Origin of the sequence: Nocardia sp. NPDC058666 (assembly GCF_042714895.1) — a bacterium.
Classification (GTDB): Bacteria; Actinomycetota; Actinomycetes; order Mycobacteriales; family Mycobacteriaceae; genus Nocardia.
Window position 1 is genome coordinate 151928 of record NZ_JBHXRY010000008.1, and the last position, 23926, is coordinate 175853.

At 66.9% G+C, this 23926-nt stretch carries 23 protein-coding genes; 15 read left to right on the top strand and 8 right to left on the bottom strand.

Annotated features, from left to right (window positions below; all coding sequences use genetic code 11):
• Nucleotides 1-208: 208 nt before the first annotated feature.
• From ACFWVD_RS19455 to ACFWVD_RS19490, 8 genes are all read left to right on the top strand, one after another.
• Entirely contained in the window at nucleotides 209-1519 is a 1311-nt protein-coding gene (locus ACFWVD_RS19455) for a TerD family protein (RefSeq protein ID WP_379244765.1), read from the top strand.
• On the top strand, nucleotides 1516-2280 hold the full coding sequence (locus ACFWVD_RS19460) for an alpha/beta hydrolase (protein ID WP_379244631.1): 765 nt from the start codon (nucleotides 1516-1518) through the stop codon (nucleotides 2278-2280). The genes ACFWVD_RS19455 and ACFWVD_RS19460 overlap by 4 nt, the downstream gene beginning before the upstream one ends.
• 95 nt (nucleotides 2281-2375) lie before the next feature.
• Nucleotides 2376-2873: a PspA/IM30 family protein gene (locus ACFWVD_RS19465; protein ID WP_379244633.1), complete on the top strand. Its 498-nt coding sequence runs from the start codon at nucleotides 2376-2378 to the stop codon at nucleotides 2871-2873.
• A gap of 50 nt (nucleotides 2874-2923) precedes the next feature.
• Nucleotides 2924-3949, top strand: coding sequence for a hypothetical protein (locus ACFWVD_RS19470; protein WP_379244635.1), 1026 nt, complete (start codon nucleotides 2924-2926; stop codon nucleotides 3947-3949).
• A gap of 363 nt (nucleotides 3950-4312) precedes the next feature.
• A complete protein-coding gene (locus ACFWVD_RS19475) occupies nucleotides 4313-6862 on the top strand; it encodes a nitrate- and nitrite sensing domain-containing protein (RefSeq protein WP_379244637.1) in 2550 nt (849 codons plus the stop codon).
• 41 nt (nucleotides 6863-6903) lie between these two features.
• The gene (locus ACFWVD_RS19480) at nucleotides 6904-7287 is read left to right on the top strand and encodes a roadblock/LC7 domain-containing protein (RefSeq protein ID WP_379244766.1); all 384 of its coding nucleotides are present in this window, start codon (nucleotides 6904-6906) and stop codon (nucleotides 7285-7287) included.
• Nucleotides 7284-7718, top strand: a complete 435-nt coding sequence (locus ACFWVD_RS19485; RefSeq protein WP_379244639.1) for a DUF742 domain-containing protein — start codon at nucleotides 7284-7286, stop codon at nucleotides 7716-7718. The genes ACFWVD_RS19480 and ACFWVD_RS19485 overlap by 4 nt, the downstream gene beginning before the upstream one ends.
• Before the next feature lie 31 nt (nucleotides 7719-7749).
• Entirely contained in the window at nucleotides 7750-8295 is a 546-nt protein-coding gene (locus ACFWVD_RS19490) for an ATP/GTP-binding protein (protein WP_379244768.1), read from the top strand.
• Nucleotides 8296-8304: 9 nt separating this feature from the next.
• Here the strand turns inward: ACFWVD_RS19490 and ACFWVD_RS19495 are convergent, their stop codons facing one another.
• Entirely contained in the window at nucleotides 8305-9225 is a 921-nt protein-coding gene (locus ACFWVD_RS19495) for a LysR family transcriptional regulator (RefSeq protein WP_379244641.1), read from the bottom strand.
• 163 nt (nucleotides 9226-9388) lie between these two features.
• Between ACFWVD_RS19495 and ACFWVD_RS19500 the strand changes: the two genes are divergently transcribed.
• Nucleotides 9389-11155, top strand: a complete 1767-nt coding sequence (locus ACFWVD_RS19500; RefSeq protein ID WP_379244643.1) for an adenine deaminase C-terminal domain-containing protein — start codon at nucleotides 9389-9391, stop codon at nucleotides 11153-11155.
• Between the two features lie 31 nt (nucleotides 11156-11186).
• Nucleotides 11187-11876 carry a DUF6198 family protein gene (locus tag ACFWVD_RS19505; protein WP_379244645.1) on the top strand — a complete coding sequence of 230 codons (690 nt, stop codon included), beginning with the start codon at nucleotides 11187-11189 and terminating at the stop codon, nucleotides 11874-11876.
• 56 nt (nucleotides 11877-11932) lie between these two features.
• Here the strand turns inward: ACFWVD_RS19505 and ACFWVD_RS19510 are convergent, their stop codons facing one another.
• Both ACFWVD_RS19510 and ACFWVD_RS19515 read right to left on the bottom strand, forming a co-directional pair.
• The gene (locus tag ACFWVD_RS19510; RefSeq protein WP_379244647.1) at nucleotides 11933-13318 is read right to left on the bottom strand and encodes a lipase family protein; all 1386 of its coding nucleotides are present in this window, start codon (nucleotides 13316-13318) and stop codon (nucleotides 11933-11935) included.
• A gap of 78 nt (nucleotides 13319-13396) precedes the next feature.
• Complete coding sequence (locus ACFWVD_RS19515) at nucleotides 13397-14032, bottom strand: TetR/AcrR family transcriptional regulator (protein ID WP_379244649.1); 636 nt, start codon at nucleotides 14030-14032, stop codon at nucleotides 13397-13399.
• A gap of 65 nt (nucleotides 14033-14097) precedes the next feature.
• On the opposite strand from ACFWVD_RS19515, the gene ACFWVD_RS19520 reads away from it, so the two are divergent.
• The 3 genes from ACFWVD_RS19520 (at nucleotide 14098) to ppc (ending at nucleotide 17968) form a co-directional block, all read left to right on the top strand.
• Nucleotides 14098-14634: a sugar O-acetyltransferase gene (locus ACFWVD_RS19520; RefSeq protein ID WP_379244770.1), complete on the top strand. Its 537-nt coding sequence runs from the start codon at nucleotides 14098-14100 to the stop codon at nucleotides 14632-14634.
• 65 nt (nucleotides 14635-14699) lie between these two features.
• Complete coding sequence (locus tag ACFWVD_RS19525) at nucleotides 14700-15128, top strand: VOC family protein (protein ID WP_379244651.1); 429 nt, start codon at nucleotides 14700-14702, stop codon at nucleotides 15126-15128.
• A 68-nt stretch (nucleotides 15129-15196) separates the two neighbouring features.
• Nucleotides 15197-17968 carry a phosphoenolpyruvate carboxylase gene (ppc, locus tag ACFWVD_RS19530; RefSeq protein ID WP_379244653.1) on the top strand — a complete coding sequence of 924 codons (2772 nt, stop codon included), beginning with the start codon at nucleotides 15197-15199 and terminating at the stop codon, nucleotides 17966-17968.
• A gap of 35 nt (nucleotides 17969-18003) precedes the next feature.
• Here the strand turns inward: ppc and ACFWVD_RS19535 are convergent, their stop codons facing one another.
• Nucleotides 18004-18936 (bottom strand): cupin domain-containing protein, encoded by a 933-nt coding sequence (locus ACFWVD_RS19535; RefSeq protein ID WP_379244655.1) that lies wholly within the window; start codon nucleotides 18934-18936, stop codon nucleotides 18004-18006.
• A gap of 71 nt (nucleotides 18937-19007) precedes the next feature.
• On the opposite strand from ACFWVD_RS19535, the gene ACFWVD_RS19540 reads away from it, so the two are divergent.
• Nucleotides 19008-19880: an NmrA family NAD(P)-binding protein gene (locus ACFWVD_RS19540; RefSeq protein ID WP_379244657.1), complete on the top strand. Its 873-nt coding sequence runs from the start codon at nucleotides 19008-19010 to the stop codon at nucleotides 19878-19880.
• Nucleotides 19881-19914: 34 nt separating this feature from the next.
• Complete coding sequence (locus tag ACFWVD_RS19545; protein WP_379244659.1) at nucleotides 19915-21276, top strand: MFS transporter; 1362 nt, start codon at nucleotides 19915-19917, stop codon at nucleotides 21274-21276.
• Between the two features lie 57 nt (nucleotides 21277-21333).
• Here ACFWVD_RS19545 and ACFWVD_RS19550 read toward each other — a convergent pair whose 3' ends face one another.
• The 4 genes from ACFWVD_RS19550 to ACFWVD_RS19565 form a co-directional block, all read right to left on the bottom strand.
• Nucleotides 21334-21501, bottom strand: coding sequence for a hypothetical protein (locus tag ACFWVD_RS19550; RefSeq protein WP_379244661.1), 168 nt, complete (start codon nucleotides 21499-21501; stop codon nucleotides 21334-21336).
• Between the two features lie 107 nt (nucleotides 21502-21608).
• The gene (locus ACFWVD_RS19555; RefSeq protein ID WP_379244663.1) at nucleotides 21609-22016 is read right to left on the bottom strand and encodes a RidA family protein; all 408 of its coding nucleotides are present in this window, start codon (nucleotides 22014-22016) and stop codon (nucleotides 21609-21611) included.
• Nucleotides 22017-22022: 6 nt separating this feature from the next.
• Entirely contained in the window at nucleotides 22023-22793 is a 771-nt protein-coding gene (locus ACFWVD_RS19560; RefSeq protein ID WP_379244665.1) for an IclR family transcriptional regulator, read from the bottom strand.
• Nucleotides 22790-23782 carry a sugar kinase gene (locus tag ACFWVD_RS19565; protein WP_379244667.1) on the bottom strand — a complete coding sequence of 331 codons (993 nt, stop codon included), beginning with the start codon at nucleotides 23780-23782 and terminating at the stop codon, nucleotides 22790-22792. The genes ACFWVD_RS19560 and ACFWVD_RS19565 overlap by 4 nt, the downstream gene beginning before the upstream one ends.
• Nucleotides 23783-23926: the final 144 nt, after the last annotated feature.

Consider the following 23926-nt stretch of genomic DNA (forward strand, 5'->3'; position numbering starts at 1 on the left):
ATAGTGTAACGCAACCATTACACTATTGGCGCACAGATCCGCAGGGAGTGTCTCTGAACTCCGCCTGGATTTCGGCATTGTTGGTGGTTGGTCGGATTCGACACAAGGCGGTCGGTCGTTGTGTTGTGCGCGACGCGAACTTTGGTGAGTTGGGGGCGACGGGTTGGGCTGGGTGGGTGCTCGGGATAGGTTGGTCGATGTGTCGATGATGAAAGGTGCCAATGTTGCGGTGCCTGCCTCTGCGGTCCGGGTCGAATTGGGTTGGCAGTCGGGGCCGGGGGTGCCCGATGCTGATGCTTCCGCGTTGTTGTTGGCGGGGGCGAAGGTGCGGTCCGATGACGACTTCGTGTTCTACAACCAGGCCGTGCATCCTTCGGGGGCGGTTCGGCATGAGGGAAAGCAGCAGGGGCACACCGTTGTCGACGCGTTGACGGTGAATCTGGGGCAGGTCGAGTCGCAGATCGAGCGGATCGTGCTGGCGGCGTCGGCGGACGGGGGCACGTTCGGTCAGTTCCGGGGGCTCTACATTCGGGTGATCGATGCCGCGAACGGGGCGGAGGTCGCGCGGTTCGACAGCAGTGGCGCGACCACGGAGACCGCGTTCGTGCTGGGTGAGTTGTATCGACGGCAGGGTGCGTGGAAGTTCCGGGCGGTCGGGCAGGGGTATGACAGTGGGTTGGCCGGGCTGGCAACCGATTTCGGCATCTCCGTTGACGACGCACCTTCGCCGCCGGCCCCGCACCAGCCGATGCCGCCGCAGCAACAGTCCTATCCCACCCCGCCGACCCCGCCGTTCATCCCCACACCCCCGCCGGTGCGCCCACAGCAGCCCACACCCCAGCCCCCGCACCACAATCCCCAATTCGCCCAGCCCACAACACCTCCCGTGAACTTGGCGAAGGTTTCGCTGACCAAGGAAGCGCCCAGCGTCTCGCTGACCAAACACGGCGCCACCGGCGGTGTGATGCGGGTGAACCTGAACTGGACGTCGATGGCGGCGACGGGGAGTCTGTTCGGCAAACTGCGCGGCAAGAACATCGACCTGGACCTGTGCTGCTTCTTCGAATTGTCCAACGGCGCAATCGGTTCCGTGCGCGCGCTGGACCGCCGGTTCGGCGCGCTGTTCGAACCCCCGTTCATCCACCTCGATCAGGACGATCGCACCGGCGCCAGCATCACCGGCGAGAACCTGTCGATCAACCTCGACTACACCCAGTTCTTCCGTCGCATTCTCGTGTTCGCTTCGATCTATGAGGGCGCCAAGGACTTTCGCAATGTGCACGCCACCGTCACCCTGCATCCGGTGAACTCCGCACCGATCGAGATGACCCTGGACGGCTGCACCGACAACTCCCGTGACGCGGTGCTGTTCGCGGTGGACAACGTCAACGGCGAGTTCGTGGTGCGGCGCGAGGGCACCTTCGTGCGTCCGCCCGCCGGTCAACCCGGCGGTGGCGTGGTGGAGATCGCGCGACTGTTCAACTGGGACTTCGGTTTCCAGGCGGGCCGCGGCAAGTGATCCGCCACCCCGCGACCCGCGTGCTCAACGCGCTGGTCTACCACCCCGACAAGCACCTCGCCCAAACCCCCGAGGCGCTGGGCTTGGACTACCGCGACCTCACCCTGCGCACCGCCGACGGCGTGGACATCCACGGCTGGTTCGTGCGCGCGGACCGCCCCCGCGGCCACATCCTGTACGCGCACGGCAACGCGGGCACCATCGGCGACCGGGTCTCGATCATCGCCCTGCTGGTCGACGCCGGTTTCGACGTGCTGGCGTTCGACTACCGCGGCTTCGGCCACAGCGCGGGCACCCCGAGCGAACACGGCACCTATCTCGACGCCAGAGCCGCCCGCCAAGCCCTACTCGACCAACCCGACGTCGACCCCGACAAGGTCTTCTACCTGGGCAAATCGCTGGGCGGGGGAGTCCTGCTCGAGCTGGCCGCCCAGTTCCCGCCCGCGGGCATGATCCTGATGTCCACGTTCAGCGGGATGCGCGCGGCCGCCCGTTCGGTCTACCCACTGCTGCCTGCGCCGCTGATCCCCAACGCCTACCCGAGCCTGCGCCACATCGCGAAGCTGCGCGTGCCGGTGCTGATGATGCACGGCGACCGCGACGAACTGCTCCCGATCGCCCACGCGCAACGCCTGTACGCCGCCGCGCGGGAACCGAAACAGCTGATCGTGGTCCCCGGCGCGGGCCACAACGACGTGATCGACACCCTCGGCCCGCAGTGGGCGAAAATCATCGGCGACTGGGTCGACAACTCCGTGTAGCCCGCCAGATCCCGCGTAGCCCGCAGGACCCCGCGCGATTTCGAGAAGTCCGCATGATTCCGCGTCGCGGGCCAGATTCTGCGTAGCCTGGCGGTATGAGCGAAACGAGCGAACTCCTGGGCCGCATGGCTGCGCTGCCCGACGACGAGCTGGTTTCGGTGCTGCGCGCCGCCGTCGCGTCCCGCCCCGGACTCGGCGCGGTGGCCGCCGCACTGGCCCAGGCCGAAATCAGTCATTCCGACACCGGCACCCCTGTGACTCTGGACACGACCGTCATCGACGCCGATGTGGTCCCCGTCGCATCCGAGCAGGTCGCGGGCACATTGCCGGTACCGCCGGTACCGTCCGGGCTGCCGGATCCCGCCGCACCCACTCCGACCGGCGGGTATTCCACATCTGGCGTGCCGACATTCGACTCCGTTCGGGATAAGGTCGAGCAGCGCTTCGGCACCGCGCAGGGGATGGACGAGCTGGACCGGCACACTCCCGCGGGTCGCAGCGTGGACGAACAGTGGGAGGCGCGGCAGAAATCCGCGCGACAGCGTCTGGATGAGATCCGGAAATCGGTGCACGGCAACGATTCCGACACCTGAGCCAAGCGTCCTCCCCTCGAAGCAACGACCGTGATGGGTGGACACAGACAATGACGCAGGCGCGCCAAATCGCCGACCGACTACTCGACGCGCAGGTGGACTTCCTGCTCGCCGAGGTGACCGGTGAACGGTTCGCCGAGGTGATCGCTCGCGACGTGGCCGCGGTGCTCGCGGTGGGCGAGACGATCCGTTTCGGCGACGTGGTCTCCCTGGAACAGGGCAACGACACTGTCGCGACGGTGTTCGATCGCATCGGCGGCAGCCCGGTGATCGCCGATACCGTCGGCGTGTTCGCCGATGCGATCTACGACCACATCGCGGCCGACACCGACTACACCCTCGGCGATGTCGTGGACCGTGAACCGGTGGAAGCGTTGCTGGAGAAGATCTTCGGGATGCACCAGGCGCAGGAACGCATCCTGGACCGCCTGACCGAGAGCCCGCTGGTGGCCACGGTGGCGTCGCGTTTCGTCGACAAGTTGATCGGCGATTTCATGCAGGCCAATCGGGAACGCGCGGAGAAGATTCCGGGTGTGTCCTCGCTGATGTCGCTGGGCCAGTCCGCCGCGAACCGCGCCAAGAAGGTCGCCGCCGACAGCACCTTCGTGGGTGACCTGGCAGGCAAGGGCGCGCTGTTCGCGCTCAAGCGCACCAACAACGCCATCCGCGACATGCTGCGCGACGCCCCCGTGCACTCCGCGGCCATGGAGTTCTGGGACCTGCACGCCGATGAGTCGGTCTCGGGCCTGCGCGACTACCTCACCCAGAAGGACCTGCACGAACTGGTCCAGATCTGCTACGAGATCGCGGTGACGACCAGGGAGAAGGAGTACTTCGGACTGCTCGTGCGCGAGTGTGTGGAGGTGTTCTACGCCAGGTACGGCAACCACACGTTGTCGGCGATGCTGCCCGAACTGGGCTTGAGCGCCGAGGACATCAGCGCCGAGATCCTGCGCTACGGGCCCGCGGTGATCGAGTCGGCCAAGCGCAATGGTGTGTTGGCCGGGCTGATCCGGGAACGTCTCGAGCCGTTCTTCTACTCCGAGCAGGTGCTGGAAATTCTCGGCGGCGAGTAATTCCGCACGAATTCATTGACACGCCTGCGCTTCTCACTTGTGCGCGGGAATATCGCGACCGGTTGTGATGTCCATCATTCCGGTCGCGATTGTCGTATGCCGACATGAAACATGTTGTGCGTCACAACATCTCGTGACCTGTATGTATACAGCAGTGAAACGCGCTGCCACCTCGTCAACGGCCCCGCTGTGAGGCTTCGGCTACATAGAAGCCGTTGCATTACCGGCATGTTGAGATCACTGCACGAATACCTGTTTTACACCGTTCCGAATTGACCGAGCACTGCGCGCAGTGCAAGTTTGCACCTGACTTTCCCTGGGCCACCACAAAATTCATCGCGGTGGCAATACAAAGGAGCAGGTGTGCGCGCACGTTCCCGGCCGACCCCGACCGGAACCCGATCCGACGACGGTGCTGCCACCGCGGGCGCCGGGCTGATCCGGCCGCGCACGATTTCCGGTCAGCTCGGCCGGATCCTGGCGGTGTCGCTGGTGCTGGTGCTCGGACTGCTCGGGTTGACGATGTCCACCCAGGTCAGCGCTTACCGGCGCAGCGGGGAGACCGTGGACGCGGTGGCGGTGGCGCTGGCCGCGCAGGATCTGGTGCAGCAGGTGCAACGCGAGCGTGGGTTGAGCAACGGTCTGCTCGGTGGTGATCAGCGACTGAGTCGACCCGTCACCGACCAGCGGGTGGGCACCGACGCGGCGCTGCGCGCGGTGGTGAACACCCTCTCCGACAACCCGCCCGGCGCCGGCGAGGTGCGGTCGGCCCTGGGGCACGTGGCGGGACTGCCGTCGATTCGCTCGCAGGTCGACAATCGCACTGTCACCCGGCAGGCGGCGTTCCAGTTCTACACCGACGGCATCGACGCGCTCAATCGCCTCTCGCTGGGGCTGGATCAGGCGCGCGACCCGGCCGTTCGGCACGGGCTGCAGGCTCTCTATGCCCTGGGTGACGCCAAGGAATTCGCCGCTCGCGAACGCGGGTTCTTGAACGGGGTGTTCGCCGCGGGGGAGTTCGCGCCGGGGGAGTACGTGCAGTTCCTCGACATCCGCGCCGCGCGCAATGCCGCGCTGCTCGCGTTCGGCCGTGACGCGACCTCCGACCAGCAGGCGCGCCTGGACGCGGTGCTGGCGAGCGAGAATGCCACGCGGGCAACCAGTTCCGAGAACATCGCGATCGCCTCGACGTTGGGGCCGCTGGTCGAAACGGTCGATCCGGCGGTGTGGTGGGCGCAGATGACCGCGGTCATCGACGAGCAGCGCACCGTGCAGCAGACCATCGGCGACGACATCCGGGCGCGCGCGGCGGACCTGCGCCGCGTCGCCGCGCTGACACTGGCCGGATTCGCGCTGGCCGCGTTGCTCGCGATCGCCGCCGAAGTCGCCCTGGTCTTCGCCGCCATTCGCGCGATCGTGCGCCCGCTGGCGCGACTGGCCACCGAGGCCGACGATGTCGCGTCGGTGCGACTGCCCGAGGTGATCGCGGCCTGGCACGGTGGCGCCGACGCCGCCCCCGACCCGCCCGCGCCGGTGCGCACACCGCCCGGTGCCAGCGTCGAAATCGCCGCGGTGGCAGGCGCTTTGGACCGGGTGCAGACCACCGCGTTCGAGCTCGCCTCCGAGCAGGCGCTGGTGCGGCGCAACACCACCGAGTCGATGGCCAACCTGGCCCGGCGCAATCAGAACCTGGTGCGCCGCCAGTTGGGGCTGATCAGCGAATTCGAACGGGAAGAACTCGACCCGAAGGCGCTGTCGAACCTGTTCGAACTGGACCACCTGGCCACCCGGATGCGGCGCAATGCCGAGAGTCTGTTGGTGTTGGTCGGGCAGGCCAGTCCGCGCCGGTGGGCCGAACCGATCGCGCTCACCGACGTGATCCGGGCCGGACTGTCCGAGGTCGACGACTACCGGCGCGTGGTGCTGCGCCGAGTCGACGACATCGCCGTGACCGGGGCGGTTGTCAGCGAATTGGCGCACATTCTGGCCGAACTCATCGAGAACGGGTTGGCGTTCTCGCCGCCTGATCTCGAGGTCGAGGTGTATGGGCGCAAGGTCGCCGGGGGTTACCTGCTCGCCGTCGTCGACCACGGCGTGGGGATGCCCGCCGAGCAACTGGCCGAAGCCAATGCGCGGCTGCGCGGTGAGCAGGATTTCATCGTGGCCTCGACCCGATACCTGGGTCACTATGTGGTGGGTCGGTTGGCGGGGCGCCTGGGCATCGAGGTCGAGCTCAACACCTCGCCGGTCAGTGGGATCGTGGCGCGGTTGCTGTTGCCACCGAATCTGCTTGCCGACGAAAGTAATTCGGTCGAACCGGGTACGCGCGCTACGGAAGCGCCTGTCAGCCATCACGCGGTGCAGCAGCCGGGCGTTGGCGCACACTCTGCTCGCGTGGAGCGGTCGGGAAGTGCGCCCGCTGACCACGTGCAGCAGTTGGGAGATGCGCCCGCTGATCACGTGCAGCAGGTGGGAAGTTCGGGTGCTGATCACGTGCGCCAGTTGGGAAGTGCGCGCCCTGATCAATCGGCCGTTCCCGCGCACTCAGCTCACCGAGCGCAGCCTGTCGCCGCCGTGCGCTCCGTGCCAGTAACACCAACGGACGAAACCCCCTACACCGCACTGATTTCCGGCCGCAATGGCCACGCAGCAGGACCCTCGGACACCCCCTCCATCGAGCGCACCCGCAACGGCCTGGTCAAACGCAGCAAACGAACCAAGATCACCGGCTCCCCGGACCGCCCCCGCCGAACGCAAGCCGATCGCCCGCCGACCCCCGAACGCACCCCCGACCAGACCCGCACCATGCTGTCGTCCTTCCGCACCGGCCACGAACGCGGCGGTGCACCCGAAACTGCTTCCATCCCAGTCGATCCCACCACCGATCGGACCCGACCCCAGGAGCTACGGTGACCACCCACCTACCCACCGCCGACCCGCACACCTTCAACTGGATGCTGGGCAACTTCGTCCGCAACACCGACGGCGTGCGCGACACCGTCGCCGTCTCGTCGGACGGCCTGCTCATCGCGATGTCCGACGGCCTGGACCGCACCGGCGCCGACCGCCTGGCCGCCATGGTGTCCGGCCTGTCGAGTCTGGGTCGAAGCGCTTCGCGCAGTTACGATTTCGACGGCCTGAAGCTGATCATGATCGAGATGAAACGCGGCTTCCTGCTGGTCTCGGCACTGGGCGACGGCAGCTGCCTGGGCGTGATCGCCGACGGCGGTTGCGATGTCGGTCTGGTCGGCTACGAGATGGCGGTGCTCGCCGAACGTGCGGGCGCACTGCTTGACCCGCTGCTGATCAGCGAACTGCGCGAGACCCTGCGCAGATGAGATACCCCGACGGCCCCCGGCTGCCCGACCCGCGCATGATCCCGGTCACCCACGCCACGGGTTGGCGCGACACCTCGGTCCCGCACGACCCGGCCGACATCGACGACAGCCAGGACAGTTTCGTGCGCCCGTTCGTGATCACCGCGGGCCGCACCGTCCCGGTTCTGGACGGTCTGCGCATCGAAACCCTGGTGCACGCACCACCTTCCGCGCTGTCGGCGCCGCTGCGCTTCGAGGAACGCACCGTGGTCACGCTGTGTCTGGGACCGCACTCCATCGCCGAAATCGGTGCCGCGCTGCGGGTTCCGATCGGCATCGCCAAGGTGATCGTCAGCGATCTGGCGGCGGCGGGGCATGTGACCGTCCGTGACGCGCCGGAACTGTCGACCGCCGCCATCGAGAGGATCCGCGACCTTGTCCGCGCACTCTAACGCCCCCGCCATGCCGTCCTCGGTGAAGATCGTGGTCAGCGGCGGTTTCGGCGTCGGCAAGACCACCTTCATCGGCGCCATCTCCGAAATCGAACCCCTGGTCACCGAAGCCGCGATGACCGAGGTCTCCGTCGGCATCGACGACCCCGGCCGCCGCGCCGAAAAGACCGCCACGACAGTGGCTTTGGACTTCGGCCGGATCACCCTGGACCAATCGCTGATCCTGTACCTGTTCGGCACCCCCGGCCAGGACCGCTTCGTGTTCCTGTGGGACGACCTGGTCGACGGCGCCCTCGGCGCGGTCATCGTCGTGGACACCAGCCGCGTCGAAGACTGCTACCCGGTCCTGGACTACTTCGAAGAACACCACACCCCGTTCGTGGTGGTGGTCAACCGCTTCGACGACGCCCGCCACTTCGACCTCGACGAAGTCCGCGAAGCCCTCGGCCTGGACGACTGGACCCCCGTGCTGCACTGCGACGCCCGCAACCGCGACTCCGTCCGCGACGTCCTGGTAGCCCTACTGGAACAGGTCTTGCTGCACCGAGTCCAACCCCGCCACCGCGAGGTGAGCTGACCCGCGAACCTACTGAGAACCGCCCGTCGACCGCGACTCCACCGGGCGCAACGCCGCCACGATCTCGTCGGTGAGCAGGATGCCCGCCAGACCGTGCGCGTGTTTTTCGCGGCGGACCAGGGAGACGACGTTGTTGCTGAAAGCGTCGCGGACCGGGCGGAAGGCCAGGGTGCCGTCGCGTAGTTCCTCGGCGGCGTCGAATTCGCTGAGGAAGGCGATGGCCTCGCCGGAGGTGGCGAGGCGCTTCATCGTTTCGATGGAGTTGGTGTGGAACGCCGGCTGGATGTCCAGGTCCGCGTTGGCGAAGGCCTCGGCGACGATGCCGTGGATCACCATCGAGCGGTCGGCGAAGATCAGTGGGTAGGGCGCGCACTGGGCCAGCGGCACCGTGTCCATGCGCAGCAGCGGGTGGTGCGGGCTCACGACCACGCCCAGGCGGGTGTTCATCTGCCAGCAGACCTCGACCTGCGTCGAGGTGGGGATGTTGAACGCCAAGCCCAGGTCGGCTTCGCTGTTCTCGACCGCGTGCAGCACCTCCAGCGTGGTCATGGTGCGGATCGAGATCCTGACCTGCGGGTGGCGGGCCCGGAACGACGTCGCCGCCGCCGCGACCACGCTGCTGGCCAGGCCGGTCATCGTGGCGATCACGACCTCACCACTGCCCAGCGCGTGCAGATCGCGAATGTCGGCGACCGTCTCGCGGTATTGCTGCAGGGTGCGGCGGATATGGGCCAGCAGCGCCTCGCCCGCGGGGGTCGGGCGCATCCCGCGCGGCAGCCGTTCGAACAGCTGCTGATCGAGTTCTGCTTCCAGCAGCAGGATTTGGCGATTGATCGCCGAGGGCGCCACGTGCAACCGTGCCCCGGCCGCGCGAATGGACCCCAGCCGCGCGACCTCGTCGATGTACTGCAGTAACCGCGAATGCAACACCGTGCACCTCCTGCGGCGAGTGTACGAAAAATCAGTACACCTCGTGCAAAAACGGATGCTTGTCAGCAACGGTACCCATGGCGTTCTATCAATACAGACGAGTGAAGCCGGTCACATCGACTGGTCGGCTCGCAGGTACGAGAACACAGACGTGAGGACCACCATGCTCGAGCAGAATTCGACGACCGGCACCGCGCCCGCGGGTGACAGCGACGTTGCGGACCAGGACGATCACGTGCGCACGATCTTCGCCATCCTGGAAGGCGAACACGAAGCCGACCTGTTGCTGCACAACCTCAACATCCTCGATGTTCATAGCGAAACCGTCTATCCCGGATCGCTTTTGGTGCACGGGGACCGCATCATCGCGCTGAACCCCGACGAAGAGATCGTGCGGGTGCGCGAAACCTTCGACGGGGAGGGCCTTTACGCGATCCCGGGCCTGATCGACGCGCACCTGCACTTCGAATCCCAGCTCGCGCACCCGGCCGCCTTCGGCGAGGCGATCGTGCCCAGCGGCACCACCACCGTGTTCGGTGAGACACTCGACTTCGCCAGTGCCGCAGGCGATGAGGCCGTCGCCGCCGCCGAGGCGCTGTTCGCCGACCACGAGAAACTGCCGTACCGGCTGTACGCGTTCGCGCCGGGCAAGAAGTCCACGCCCGAGGTCACCGAGGCGATGCTGGCGATGGAGCCGGTGATCGGGCTGGGCGAGCTGGCGCACCTGTCGTACATGACCGGCAATGCCGAGGACTTCCGTAAGTCCGCACTGGGCCGGGCGCGCGCGGGCGTGGTGAACTGCCACTGGGGTGTCACCTCGCTGTCGGACATGCTGCTGAACTACATGCCCGCGATCGGCGTGGACAACAACCACGACGTGTGGAACGAAGCCGACATCGAGAAGAGCATCCGCTACGGCCTCAACACGCAGATCAAGTTCGGTGTCGGCAGCCCCGAGGTGATCCGAACCATGTTGCGCGCCATCGTGAAACGGCGCTGGCCCGCCGAGAACTTCCAGCTCTGCGCGGACAACATCTCGGTGAACCGGGTGCTGCGTCAGGGGCACATCGACTGGGTCATCTCCCTGGCCATCGAGATGGGCATGCCGCCGATCACCGCGATCAAGATGGGCACGCTGTACACCGCGCGCTCGTTCCACAAGGACCGCGATCTGGGCTCGTTGAGCCCGGGCCGGTTCGCCGACATCGTGCTGACCGACAGCCTGTCCAAGATCAATCCGCGGTACGTGTTCAAGGGCGGCCAGCTGGTGGCCAAGGATCGCAAGCTCGTCGCCGAAGTGGACATCGACTACTCGGTGCTGGCCAAGCAGCCCAAGCCGGGTCTGGCCGACCTGCGCGTGGACCAGCTCGAACTCACCCCGATCGAGATCTCCACCGACGGCACGCAGGCGAAGGTGCTGCTGTTCGACGTGTACGGCCGCGGCCATCTCAAGTTCGCGCAGGAGATCTGGGTGCCGTTCCGCGACGGTGCTGTGGTGCCCGAATACGAAGGCGCGCTGCTGAATCGGATCTCGGTGGTGCAGCGCTACGCCGACGGCGAGCGGCACACGGTCAACGGCCTGTTCAAGGGCGTGTCGATCGATCGTGGCGCGGTCTCCACCTTCTGGCCGGCCCCCAAGGCCTACTTCGTGTCCGTCGGCACCGACCCCGCCGAGATACACGGCAATCTGCAGCAGCTCGACGCGCTGGTCGGCGGTTGCATCGTCACCGAGGACGGTGAGGCGAAAGCGACACTTCCGCTGGATTTTTATGGCGTAATGGCCGACATGAACCTCGCCGAGCTCGTCGAAGCCACCCGGTCCATCGACGACGCGCTGGCGAAGTTGGGCAATCACAACGAAGGCGAAGCGGTGGTCAACAAACTCCTGACGCTGTTCATCTCCCTCGACCGCTTCGGGTTCATGAAGTAGCCCGGAAAACAGATCAAGGGACGAGAGCGTTATGCAACACGATAAAGCCGCAGATGTCGTGGACACCGGCAACAAAGTGCGCCGCTGGATCATCTACGTGCTCGGGATCTATATCCTGACGCTGGGTCTGAGCTTGGCCATCAGGGCGGGGATCGGCATTTCCCCGCAGAGCAGCCTCACCCGAACGATGACGTTGATCTTCCCCGAGTTCACCCAGGGCAATTTCAACCTCATGCTCGAAATCATCATGCTGCTGCTGACGTTCTTGATCGCCCCCAAGGCGTTCAAGGCCGTGCACCTGCTGTCGATGATCCCGGCGTTGGTGCTGGCCCTGCTGCTGGACTTCAACCTGGGCATCACCGCGTGGATCAAGCTGGAGCCGTATCAGGCCGACGTGGCGCTGCTGCTGCTGGCCGACGCGATGCTGGCACTGGGCCTGTTCATGATGATCAGGGCCAACCTGATCCTGATGCCGATCGACCTGTTCGTCAACACCATTCAGCAGCTGACCGGCCGCAAATGGGGCAATATCAAAACCATTTTCGACTGCACCCTGCTGGCCCTGTCCGCGACCATCGGCCTGATCTGCTTGGGCTCACCGCATTTCATCCGCGAGGGCACGCTCATCAACGCCATTCTGGTCGGACAGTACGTGAAGTTGTATTTCTTCCTGTACGGGAAGTACACGGCACGAAAGGCAGCCGTTCCGGCTGTCGCCTGACCGCCCGATAAACCGCAGCCGTAAGTCCACCGAGGGCTTACGGCTGCGGTCGTGTGTCAGCGGCTGCCGTACGGCATGCCGAACAGGGTGGCGAACTTCGCGGCGAGGGTGTCGCCGAGGAAATCCAGTGCGCCGGGGGTGGCGGCCATGGTGCCCGCGTCGTTGATGGTGCAGCCGGGGGTGGCGGGGATGCCGTCGAGTCGGTCGCGCAGCCACAGCAGCGCCGCGGGCCCGCCGACGACTTCGGCGACGATGTGTTCGCTGGCGTGGTCGCGGGTGTAGGTGAGCGAGGTGGCGGGGTCGCGACAGTAGGTGTCCACGAGGGTGTCGGTGGCGTGCAGCGGCAGGATCTCGTCCCAGGCGGAATGCCACACGAACATCGGCATGTCGGGCACGGTCTTGCCCATTCTGGTGTCGTCGAGCATCGCGGCCACCGGTGCTTCCAGCGGGGGGTCACCGTCGGCGGCGATCATGCCGGTCAGGTCGAGAAACGGCAGCAGCATCGACTGGTACTGCACGCACAGCGGTGATTTGAGCGCGGTCAGTGTCTTACCGAGCGGGTGCAGGCGCTGGTCGAGATAGGCGGCGAAGTCGGGGTATTCGCGGGTGAGTCCGATGATGGCGGCGAAGACCAGGCCCGAGGTCGCCTGGTTGTCCGACATCCGCAGTGCCGCACCGAGATCCGCGCCGACCCCGCCTTCGGCCGCGCCGACGATATTGAGCTCGGGCGCGTACAACGCGTGCAGTTCCGCGGCATGCCCGGTCGCGATGGAACCGCCGGAATAGCCGTAGAGCCCCACGGGAGCGGTCGGTCCGGCTTCGAGCGGCGCGAAACTGGTCGCGGCGCGAATGCCGTCGAGGGTGATCCGCCCCGCCAGCGGACCGGCCGCATACGCGGAGTTCGGGCCCTGATGATCGGGCACGACCACCGCCCATCCCTGCGCCAAAGCTGCTTGGGCGAACAGGAATTCAGCAGGAACGACGATCTGCCCGGCCAAGGGTGCTACCGAAAGATGTTGCAGCGCATACGAAGGCGCGCAATAGCCCGCAGTCGAGTCTTCGGCCAGCTGCACCGACAGCAGCTTGCGCGGTTGCACCGCCTGCCCGCGCGGCTTGATCAGCGTGGCCACGGCCGGGATCGCCTCGTCGCGGCTGTTGTTGGACCGGTACGACACCTGCCAGGCGTCCACATCGAGGGGCAACAGACCGAAATCGGCGACGTTGACCTGCCGGACCGCGATGATCGCGCCGGGCGCGGTGGCCGCCACCACGTGCGCGGGCGGCAGATAGAACCCGGCATCCAGTTGCGGCGGCAGCGGAATCGTCGGGGCGGGCGCGACCGGCGGCACCTGCGCGGTGGCGGGGCCGGCCATGGTCGCCGATGCCACCACGATCACCCCCGCGAACAGGGAAAACCAGCGTGCGGCAGTGCGTGATCTCATCGCGCGAAATCCTTCGTATCCATTGAGACCGCATCGTCTCAAGAGAGAACTATGGCACGCGAGTGACGCACGTCGCAATCACTTCTGAGGTCCTTCCACGGCGGTCAGCGCGTTGAGCAGCGTCGAAAACACCTCTACCAGCACATCGACCGACGGTCGCGGGTCGTCCAGACTCCACTGGTGTACCGCCCCGTTGACGGCGCCGATGAACGCCGCCATCGCCACCCGCCACCCGCCGGGAGGTTCGCGCACATCGTCGCGCCCGGCCGCGATCGCGACCACGACCTCGCCCCACCGGTCGCGGATCTGCGCGCGGTGCTGCTCCACCGTCGCGCTCACCCCGACGATCTCCACGAAGGCGACCTTGGCATAGCGCAGGTCGCTGGTGATGGCCTGGGTATAGGCCCGGATCGCCGCGTCGACCAGGTCGCGATGGTGGGTGGGATCGGTGACGGCCAGCGCCGCGGCCACCGCCTCCTGCGCACGCCCCTGCACCCAGTCGTACACCGCGACAAGCAGTTCCTCGCGATCGGCGAACACCTCGTAGAACTGCCGACGCGACAGCCCCGCGGCCGCGCACACGTCGGTGAGCGAACTGTTGGCGTAGGACTTGTCCGCGAACACGCTCAACCCGGCCTCGATGAACAGCGCGCGCCGCTCGATCTGCCGTTCGGCCACCGAGGTACCGCTGTAGTTGTGTCGAGTCCGGGTCACCCGCCCGACCTTACTGTTCGCGTTCGGCCCCTACACTCGGCGCCGTGGGCGAACAGAAACAGCGGATGCTGGCAGGGGAACTGTATCGGGACAACGATCCCGAGTTGGTCACCGAACGTCAACGCGCGCAACGTTTGTGCGATGAGTTCAACGCGACGGGGTCCGACGAGACAGGTCGGCGCACGGAGTTGCTGGGGGACCTGCTGGGCAAGCTGGGGCCGGATTCGTGGATCATGCCGCGCTTCCAGTGCGACTACGGGTATCTGATCGAAATCGGGTCCAACAGTTTCCTCAACTACGACGCGATCCTGCTGGACTGCGCCCCCATCACCATCGGCGACGACTGTTCGATCGGGCCGCGCGTGCAGTTGCTCACCGCCCTGCATCCGATGGACGATCACGAAAAGCGCAGGCAGCGTTGGGAATCCGCGGCGCCGATCCGGATCGGGAACAACGCGTGGTTCGGTGGCGGGGTGATCGTGTGCCCCGGCGTGACCATCGGCGACAACGTGGTGGTCGGTGCGGGCAGCGTGGTGACCCGTGACCTGCCCGACCGCGTGTTCGCGGCGGGCAATCCGGCGCGGGTGATCCGGCAACTGTAGGTTCGCTGGCTACTGTGGGAGGCCAGGCGCCCGCGCACCGCCGGTGCCCGACCCGAGGAGACCGAATGCGCCACGGCGAAGATCTCTCGCTGACCCACGTGATGCTGCTCGTGGGCGACCAGGACGAGGCTCTGACCTTCTATCGCGACCTGATCGGACTGCAGGTCCGCACCGACATGCCCTTCGGCGACAACCTGCGCTGGCTGACCGTGGGCCCCGTGGACCAGAAACACCTGGAATTCGTGCTCGAGGTGCCCGAAATGGCCCCTGACCCGGCCTATCAGGAGGCGGCCAAGGCCCGCATCGCCAGCGGCGTGCAGTCCACGATCATCTTCGCCACCGACGACCTGGACGGCACCTTCGTGCGCATCCGCGACGCCGGCGCGGAAGTCGCCCAGCCGATCGTGAACCAGCAGTACGGTCGCGACTGCGCGTTCCGCGACCCGTGGGGCAATCAGATCCGCTTCAACGCCCGCCACGCGCACCACGGCTGACCGGCGACATGCGGACCGGGCGCGGCGTCGGGTCGCGCCCGCCCGCGCGCGGCCATACCCTGGCGACCATGGGCGAATCGCGAAACGAGATGGAACCCGAAGCCACCCGGCCGCTGCGCGAGGACATTCGATTCCTCGGCGGCATCCTGGGCGACACCATCCGCGACCACGAAGGTCCGCAGGTGTTCGACCTGATCGAACGCGTGCGGACCGAGGCGTTCCGGGTGCGCCGCGAGGAAGTGCGGCGCAGCGCGGTCGCCGACATGCTCGACGGCACCCCCACCGAGGTCGCGATCCCGCTGATCCGCGCGTTCAGCTATTTCGTGCTGCTGGCGAACCTGGCCGAGGACATCCAGCGCGATCGACGCCGCGCGGTGCACGTGGCGGCGGGGGAGCCGCCGCAGGAATCGTCGCTGGCCGCCACCTACGACAAGCTCGACGCGGCCGGCCTGGACGGCGCGGTGGTGGCGGACCTGCTCACCGACGCGCTGGTGTCGCCGGTGATCACCGCGCACCCCACCGAAACCCGCAGGCGCACAGTGTTCGACGTGCAATCCAAGATCACCGAGCTCATGCGTGTGCGCCGCCGCCTCGAGCCCGGCGATCCCAGCTTCGACGAGTCCGAACTGAAGATCCGCCGCGAAGTGCTCACCCTGTGGCGTACGGCGCTGATCCGGTTGGCGCGCTTGCGAATTCAGGACGAGATCTCCGTCGGGCTGCGCTACTACGACCTGACGCTCTACGACGTGATTCCTGAGATCAACGCTCAAGTTCGCGCCGCGCTGCGTGAACGGTGGCCCGCCGAGGATCTGTTGCCACGTCCGATTCTGCGGCCCGGTTCGTGGATCGGTGGCGATCGTGACGGAAATCCTTTCGTCACAGCGGAAGTCGTACACACCGCCGCCGAGCAGGCCGCCGCCTACGCCTTCGGCCGGTATCTGGACGAGTTGGTCGAACTCGAGAAGACGCTGTCGCAGTCTGCGCGGCTGGTGCAGGTGACACCGGCGGTCGCCGCGCTGGCCGCTGCGGGCTATCCCGACCAGGGACTGTTCGCCGATGAACCGTATCGCCGTGCGCTGCACGCGATTCGGGCCCGCCTCAGTGCCACGGCCGAACTGGCACTGGGCGAACTGCCCGAGCACGGTTTCGCCTCCGACGCCGCCCCGTATCCGACACCGCAGGCCGTGCTGGACGATCTCGACGCGATCGACGAATCCATGCGACTCAGCGGCGACGGCCTGCTCGCCGACGACCGCCTGGCCGCGCTGCGCCACGCCATCGAAACCTTCGGCTTCCACCTGCAGGGTCTGGACATGCGCCAGAACTCGGAGGTGCACGAACAGGTCGTCACCGAACTGCTGGCCTGGGCGGGCGTGCACCCGGACTATCCGAGTTTGTCCGAAGCCGAACGCGTCGAGCTGCTGGCCGCTGAATTGCGCACGCGCCGACCACTTCTGGGACCCAATGCCCAGCTGAGCGAGCTCGCCACCAAAGAGCTGGGCGTGCTGCTCGCCGCCAAGGACGTCATCGACACCTTCGGCGCCGCCGCGATCCCGAACTACATCATCAGCATGTGCACGTCGGTCAGTGACATGCTCGAAGCGGCTCTGCTGCTCAAGGAAGCCGGCATCCTCGACCCCGGCACCGCCGACACCGCACCGCACTGCCCCGTCGGGATCGTCCCGCTGTTCGAAACCATCGAGGACCTCAGCGCCGGTGCCGCGACTTTGGCTGCGGTACTGGATGTTCCGGTGTACCGCGAGCTGGTCGTGGCAGCCGATATGCGCCAAGAGGTGATGCTCGGCTACTCCGATTCCAACAAGGACGGCGGGTATCTCGCCGCGAACTGGGCGCTGTACCGCGCCGAACTGGACCTGGTGGAGGTGGCCAGGAAATCGGGAATTCGGTTGCGGCTGTTCCACGGTCGCGGCGGCACCGTCGGTCGCGGCGGTGGCCGCAGCTACGACGCCATCCTGGCCCAACCCGCGGGCGCGGTCCAGGGTTCGCTGCGGCTGACCGAACAGGGTGAGGTGATCGCCGCCAAGTACTCCGAATCCGGTGCGGCACACCGCAACCTGGAATCACTGATCGCCGGCACGCTCGAATCGACGCTGCTGGACGTGGAGGGCCTGGGCGACGACGCCGAACCGGCGTACGAGATCCTCGACGACCTCGCCGCCCGCGCCCGCGCCGCCTACGCGAACCTGGTCCACGAGACCCCGGGCTTCGTCGAATACTTCCGCGAATCCACTCCGGTCGCCGAGGTCGGCGACCTCAATATCGGCAGCCGCCCCGCCTCCCGCAAACCCACCAACTCGGTATCGGACCTGCGCGCCATCCCCTGGGTGATGGCGTGGAGCCAAGCCCGGGTCATGCTGCCCGGCTGGTACGGCACCGGCACCGCGCTCGAAGACTGGGTCGGCGACGACCCGGCCCGCCTCGCGCGCCTGACCGACCTCTACCAGCGCTGGCCGTTCTTCAACACGGTGCTGTCGAACCTGGCGCAGGTCATGGCCAAAAGCGACCTCGATATCGCCGCCAGCTACGCCGACCTGGTCACCGACAAGACCCTGCGCGACACCATCTTCACCATGATCACCGACGAACACGCGCGCACCGTCCGCATGTACCTCGCGGTCACCGGCCACACCGAACTGCTCAGCGACAACCCGTCACTGGCCGAATCGATCCACAACCGCTTCCCCTACCTGGAACCCCTGAACCAACTCCAGGTCGACCTGCTGGCCCGACTGCGCGGCGGCGACGACTCCGAACTGGTGAAACGAGGCATCCTGCTCACCATGAACGGCCTCGCCACCGCCCTGCGTAACTCGGGTTAGCTCTACCCAACGTGGATGGGCCGAATCGGCGACGGTCACCGCGTCGACCGAAGTTGCGCCCGAAACCCGCCGGGCGTCACGCCATATTCGCGAACGAAAGCCTGATGCAGGCCGACGGTGCTGCCGTAGCCGACAGCCCCTGATATCCGCTCGAGCGGCAGCGTCGTATCAGCCAGGAGGCGTTTGGTTTCCAGCAGTCTGCGGGCACGAAGGTAGGCGGCAGGTCGAGTGCCCACAGTGGCGGTGAACTCTCGGGTGAAGGTCGACTCGGACATGCCGCTCAGGTCGGCGAGTGTCGGCACGGTCCAGGACTGCTCGAACCGACTGTTGATCGCCACCAGGGTCGGGGCCAGTCGAGGATTGCGGATCGCCCGTCCGAGCACGGTGTCGGTGGTGGCCAGCGCCAGCCGAAGCCCGAGCACATAGGCCAGTTCGAACGCGCGCAGCCGCACTGTCTCGGCCCCTGCCCCCGGTCTATCGGATTCGTCGAGAATTCCCGCAAGGAGATGCTGTAGGAGTTGTTGGCCTGCCAGCTGAGATGCTCGCACAATCAGTACATCGGGCAGTAGCTGGTACAGAAGTTGCGCTGCGGTGGGGTCGTAATCCAGTCCCGCGCACAGCATTCGACCAACTGGGTTCGCCGTGGCGTCACCGAGCGTGAGTACCGCGGACGCGCCAGGTGACCGTTGGGGCAGCAAGTCACTGATGTACGGCGCGGTGGCGCGGTGCTCGCCGGAGACGACGTGTGCGGCACCGCGCGGAAACATGGCCAGGTCACCGGATGCGAGGGTATGGCGGGATCCGTTCGGGAAGGTGACCACCGCGTTCCCGGTGAGCATGTAGTGCATCAGCGCGCGTGGTTCGGGGCGTCCTCGAACGGCCCAGCCCGGATGCAGGTGCCAGTCCGAGTGGTAAGCACCGTGCAACCGCAGCGGCGCGAGCACTGTTCCGAGGACATCGTCATCCATGCCGCAAAATCATAGTTTTTTGGCGAATCCCTTTGTTGTTCAGGTACTGGTTCGCGGGCAGGCTGACTGTCGTGTCCTACACCGAACTCGACGTCGCGGTGCTCACTGCCAGCGGCACCCAGAGCACAGCCATCGCCAACGCCCTCACCGTCGCCGGAGCCTCCGTGCGCGCACTGACCCGCGCCACCGCGCCACTCGATTCCTCGTCTGCCCTCGCCGCCACTCTCGAAGGTGCCGATGTCGTCGTCTATACCGCCCCATTGGACTACACCCCCGCAGTCGCCGAGTTCGCTGCGAACGTGGCCGCTGCCGCCGCCGCGGCCGGGGTCCGCCGGGTGGTGTACAACGCCAATACCCGCATCCCCAGTGAGTCGACCGGTGCGGCCGGGTTCGAGTCGCGCCGCGACACGTGGCAGATCCTCACAGCGGGCTCGGTTCCGGTCACCGCGGTTGAACCTGCCATATACCTGGAGAACCTGCTTGCTCCGGGCGTCCTGAGTGCCGAGCCCGTCGGCGGTGGACTGGTGCTGCGCTATCCGCTGCCCGCGCAGGTCCCGGTGTCCTGGATCTCGCTGGCCGATCTCGGCCGAGTCGTCGCTGCTGCCTGCACACAGGGACGCCCCGGGGAAATCGTTCACCCGGGACCACCCGCGATCACCGGCCAGCAGCTCGCCGATACCGTTGCCACCACACTCGGCGTGCCGGTGGGCTTTGCGTCTGTCGATCCGGCTGCCTTCGAGCGAGGCCTCGGCATCGCGATCGGCGCAGGTCCGGCCGCCGGGGTGGCGTCGATCTACCACTGGCTGGCCGAACATCCCGACAGCCGAGCCATGTCGCCAGATCCCGGCAGGCGCTCCGTATGGCTGCCGTCTCCCACACCGATCGCCGACTGGGTGGCCGAAAACCTGACCGCTGCCGGCTCGCTGGGACTCCCGCCGCGATGAGCGAGGCCCTCACCACGCCGCAGAATGTCACCTGATGATCGCGGTCACCAGCATTCGCACGTTCGCCGCCGGGCCCGTCCGGTGGACGCTCGCGCTCACTCAGTTTCTGCTCATCCTCGACACCGCGGTCCTCAATGTCGCCGCACCGCACATCGCCGCCGACGTCGGTCTCGGTTCCGCCGCGCAGAGTTGGGTCATCAACGCGTTCGTGATCCCGTTCGCTGGGCTGCTTCTCGCCGCCGGTTACCTGGCCGATCGTTACGGACCTCGACGCACAATGACGTGTGGACTGGTCGTGCTGGCCGCTGGTGGCGTCCTCGGTGTCGTCGCTGTCGACACCGTTACCGTGCTCGCGTCCCGGGTCGTGCAGGGCGTCGGCGGCGCACTCGCGGGTGCCGCGGCGATGTCGCTGCTGTTGCACCTTTTCGCGGGTGCCGACCGGGCGCGCGCACTTGCCTTGTACGCCACCATGGCTGGGGCCGGCGGTGTCGCGGGCACCATCCTCAGCGGAACCTTCACCGATTGGTTCGGTTGGCGATCCCTGTTCGCGCTCAACGTTATCGGTGCCCTGGTGATCGCCGTGGCGGTCCGCCGTGTCGTACCCGCTGACCTGGTCCGCGCCGACCGCTTCGGTAGCCGGTCTGTACTGGGGGCGACCGTGTTGACCGTCGCTCTCGCCGCCACCGCCTACGCCATCACGAACCTGGCCATCTATTCGTTGCGGTCTCCGCATATTTGGGGCGCTGGCGTTCTCGCCGTGGCGGCCACCACGGTGTTCGTGCGCGTCGAGACTCGAGCGGCTCGGCCGATCATTCCCCGACCGGTCTGGGGTAACTGTCGGCTGCTGACCGCGCTCGTGCTCGCGGCCGCCGCCCAGCTCACCCTGACGCCGCTGTTTCTGCTGGTCAGCGTCTATCCCCAGCAATATATGGGCTACAGCGCAACCTCGGCCGGCCTCGTGCTGCTGCCGATGTCGGTGCTCATAGTTGTCTTCGCGCCGAACCTTCCGGCATTGGTCGGCCGGTTCGGATCCCGCAACGTCATGATCGCGGCCTTCGGGGTGGTCGCGGTCGGTGCGGGGGCGCTGGCGATTCTTCTCGATCCCAGCCGGGGCTATCTCGTCGCGATACTCGGCCCCACGCTGCTGATCGGCTGTGGTGTGCCCGCGGTCGCGATGACCACGAACATTGCGACTGCCGCCGCGGCCGGTGATACTCCGGCCGGTGCCCTCGCTGGATTGCTCACCACGGCACAGCAATTCGGCGCGGCGATCGGTCTCGCCGCCATCCCCGCGATCGCCGCGGCCCGCAGCGGTGGCTACCTGCTTGCCTTGGCCACGATTGCTGCCTTCGCGGGGATTGCCGCGCTCGTCGCAGGGATTCGAGCCAGACCATAATGCGGCGGTGACCATGAACGGCTTCGGTCACCGCCGCGCATAACTTCGGCTAACCGACTACAGGCAGACGGTGATGGTGAATGGGCCGACCGGGATGCCGGTGCAGATCGAGACCGAGCCGACGACCGGCTGCGCGGTGGCGGCCGTGGCGGGTCCCGCGGCGATCGCGGTGACCGACAGGGCGAGGGCGGCGACGGCGAGCGGGCGGGCGAACGTGGCGAACATAGGCACAATCCTCGGGTAGAGCGGGGCGAACACCCCCGTGTGGGGGCGGCCCCATCTCAACACGCCGGTGCGCGCGGTGTCCGCGACATGGTGGGAATTGTGGTGGCTCAGTCGGACACGACGGCGATCGCGTCGATCTCCACCAGCATGTCGGCGCGGGGCAGCACGGTCATCACGGTGGTGCGCGAGGGCAGCACGCCGTTGGTGGTGTGCTTGGTGACGAACTCGCCGTACGCGTCGTTCATGATCGCGAAATCCTCACGCTTGGTGAGGTAGACGCGCAACATCATCACATCGTCGAAGGTGGCACCCGAGGCGTCGATGATCGCCTTGACGTTCATCAGCGTGCGGGTGGTCTGCGCGGCGACATCGCCGGGGTGCAGGTACTCGTTGGTCTCGGGGTCGACCGGGCCCTGACCCGACACCTGAACGAACGGGCCCTTGCGCACACCCTGGGAGAAGGTGTGGGCGGGGGCGGGGGCGTCGGAGGTGCGTACGGCGGTCTTGTCGGACATGAGGTTTCAGCCTTTCCTCGCGGTGACGGCTCGGCGGGGGTCCCAGCCGAGCTCGGTGGAGATCGCCTCGGCGGTCGCGGTGACCTGCGGCAACAACGCCAGCACCTGATCATGGTCGAGCAGCACGTCGGGAACCGAGACCGACACGGCCGCGACCACGGATCCGATTCCGTCGCGCACCCCGACGCCGATGCAGTTCACGAAGCTCTCGTGCTCTTCATGGTCTTCGGCGAACCCCTGCGCGGCGACCAGCGACAATTCGGCCAGATACTGCTCGGGGGTGCGCAGGGTGCGCGCGGTGAACGGGTGGTAGTCCAGTCGGGCGGCCACCGCGGGCCATTCGGCGCGGGGCAGCGCCGCGACCAGTACCTTGCCCACCGCGGTGCAGTGCAGCGGTGCGGGCCTGCCGATGCGCGAGTACATGCGCACCGCCTGTTCGGCGTCGACCTTGTCGATGTAGACCGCGTCGCCGGATTCGTAGGCGGCCAGGTGCACGGTCTGCCCGGTGGCCGCGCCCAGCGCGCGCAGATGCGGGCGGGCGACGGTGCGCACGTCACGGTTTTCCAGTGCGCGACTTGCCAATTCGAACATGCGGGTGCCCAGCGAATAGCGGTGGGCGTTGTCGCGCACGACGAACCGGTCGGCCTGCATGGTCTGCAGTAGTCGCAGCACCGTGGACTTGTGCACGCCCAGACGCACCGCCAGATCATCCAGTGACTGCGAATTCTCGCCCAGGGCAACGAGAATGGACAAGGCCCGCGACACACTTTGACTCATGTGCTGATCGTTTCATCCAGGGCCGCGGGGTAGCGCAGCCCGGCCCACGTCCGGTCCGGAAGCACGGCCAGGCGTTGAATAGCTTGTGAGGGCGGCAGTTTCGCAGAATCGCCGGTGGCGGTGAGGGCAGACGCGGCGCACAGGTGGCCGTAGCGCAGGCGGGTGCGCAGGTCGGCGCCGTGCAACAGGGCAGCGAGGTAGCCGCCGGCGAAAGCGTCACCGGCGCCGATACGTTCGGTGATGTCCAGGGTCAGCGCGGGCACGTCGATCGCGATCTTGCCGTCGAAACCGGTGACGGTGTGCTTGTCGTTCTTGACGATCAGCTGGGTCGGCTCGGGAAACAGTGCGCGCAAAGCTGCCGGGTCGCCGGTGCCGAAGATCTCCTCGGCCTCGTCGGCGCCCAGGAACACCACGTCGGCGCCGCGAATGTGCGCGGCGAGTTCGTCGGCGGCTTCGTCGATGCGCGAACCCCACACTGCCGGACGGTAATTCAAGTCGAAACTGATCAGTGTGCCGTTGCGTGGCCGCGCGAGTAGTGCGCGGGTGAGTTCGGTGGCCGACTCCGACAGAGCCGGGGTGATGCCGGTGAAGTGCACGAGATCGGCACCGTCGAACAGGCTCGGTGTCAGATCGGCGGGGGACAGGGCGCTCGCGGCCGACCCGGTGCGGTAGTAGTGCATGCGACTGGCGTGCGCGGGCAGATCGTTCGTCTCGCCCGAACCCGCGCCGCGCTCCTTGACGTAGAGACCCGTGGGCCGCGTCGGATCGATGGCGACCGCGTCGACATCCACCCCCTTGGCCGCTAGATCCGCGATCAGATAGCGGCCGAAACCGTCCTCGCCGACCCGCGACAACCACGCCGCCGACACGCCCAACTGGGCCAGCACCACGGCCACATTGGCCTCCGCGCCACCGGCCCCGCGCTCGAACTGCGCGGACTGCTCGAGCGGCCCCGCGCCCGCGATCAACACCGCCAATCCCTCGCCCACAGTGACCGCCCTGGGCCGGTCGACTGTTGCCTGAATCACCTTGTTTGCCCTTTCGTGCTTGCGGTCACTGCCTTCTAGATGCACAATAACGAGCAGAAACATTCAGCGCAACCACCGTTGCACACACTGCAATGTTTGCTTGAT

Coding starts and splice junctions, on each gene's coding strand:
- ACFWVD_RS19455 (WP_379244765.1), top strand. CDS start 209: ATGAAAGGTGCCAATGTTGCGGTGCCTGCCTCTGCGGTCCGGGTCGAA.
- ACFWVD_RS19465 (WP_379244633.1), top strand. CDS start 2,376: ATGAGCGAAACGAGCGAACTCCTGGGCCGCATGGCTGCGCTGCCCGAC.
- ACFWVD_RS19470 (WP_379244635.1), top strand. CDS start 2,924: ATGACGCAGGCGCGCCAAATCGCCGACCGACTACTCGACGCGCAGGTG.
- ACFWVD_RS19480 (WP_379244766.1), top strand. CDS start 6,904: ATGCTGGGCAACTTCGTCCGCAACACCGACGGCGTGCGCGACACCGTC.
- ACFWVD_RS19485 (WP_379244639.1), top strand. CDS start 7,284: ATGAGATACCCCGACGGCCCCCGGCTGCCCGACCCGCGCATGATCCCG.
- ACFWVD_RS19500 (WP_379244643.1), top strand. CDS start 9,389: ATGCTCGAGCAGAATTCGACGACCGGCACCGCGCCCGCGGGTGACAGC.
- ACFWVD_RS19505 (WP_379244645.1), top strand. CDS start 11,187: ATGCAACACGATAAAGCCGCAGATGTCGTGGACACCGGCAACAAAGTG.
- ACFWVD_RS19510 (WP_379244647.1), bottom strand. CDS start 13,318: ATGAGATCACGCACTGCCGCACGCTGGTTTTCCCTGTTCGCGGGGGTG.
- ACFWVD_RS19520 (WP_379244770.1), top strand. CDS start 14,098: ATGCTGGCAGGGGAACTGTATCGGGACAACGATCCCGAGTTGGTCACC.
- ACFWVD_RS19525 (WP_379244651.1), top strand. CDS start 14,700: ATGCGCCACGGCGAAGATCTCTCGCTGACCCACGTGATGCTGCTCGTG.
- ppc (WP_379244653.1), top strand. CDS start 15,197: ATGGGCGAATCGCGAAACGAGATGGAACCCGAAGCCACCCGGCCGCTG.
- ACFWVD_RS19535 (WP_379244655.1), bottom strand. CDS start 18,936: ATGGATGACGATGTCCTCGGAACAGTGCTCGCGCCGCTGCGGTTGCAC.
- ACFWVD_RS19545 (WP_379244659.1), top strand. CDS start 19,915: ATGATCGCGGTCACCAGCATTCGCACGTTCGCCGCCGGGCCCGTCCGG.
- ACFWVD_RS19550 (WP_379244661.1), bottom strand. CDS start 21,501: ATGTTCGCCACGTTCGCCCGCCCGCTCGCCGTCGCCGCCCTCGCCCTG.
- ACFWVD_RS19555 (WP_379244663.1), bottom strand. CDS start 22,016: ATGTCCGACAAGACCGCCGTACGCACCTCCGACGCCCCCGCCCCCGCC.
- ACFWVD_RS19560 (WP_379244665.1), bottom strand. CDS start 22,793: ATGAGTCAAAGTGTGTCGCGGGCCTTGTCCATTCTCGTTGCCCTGGGC.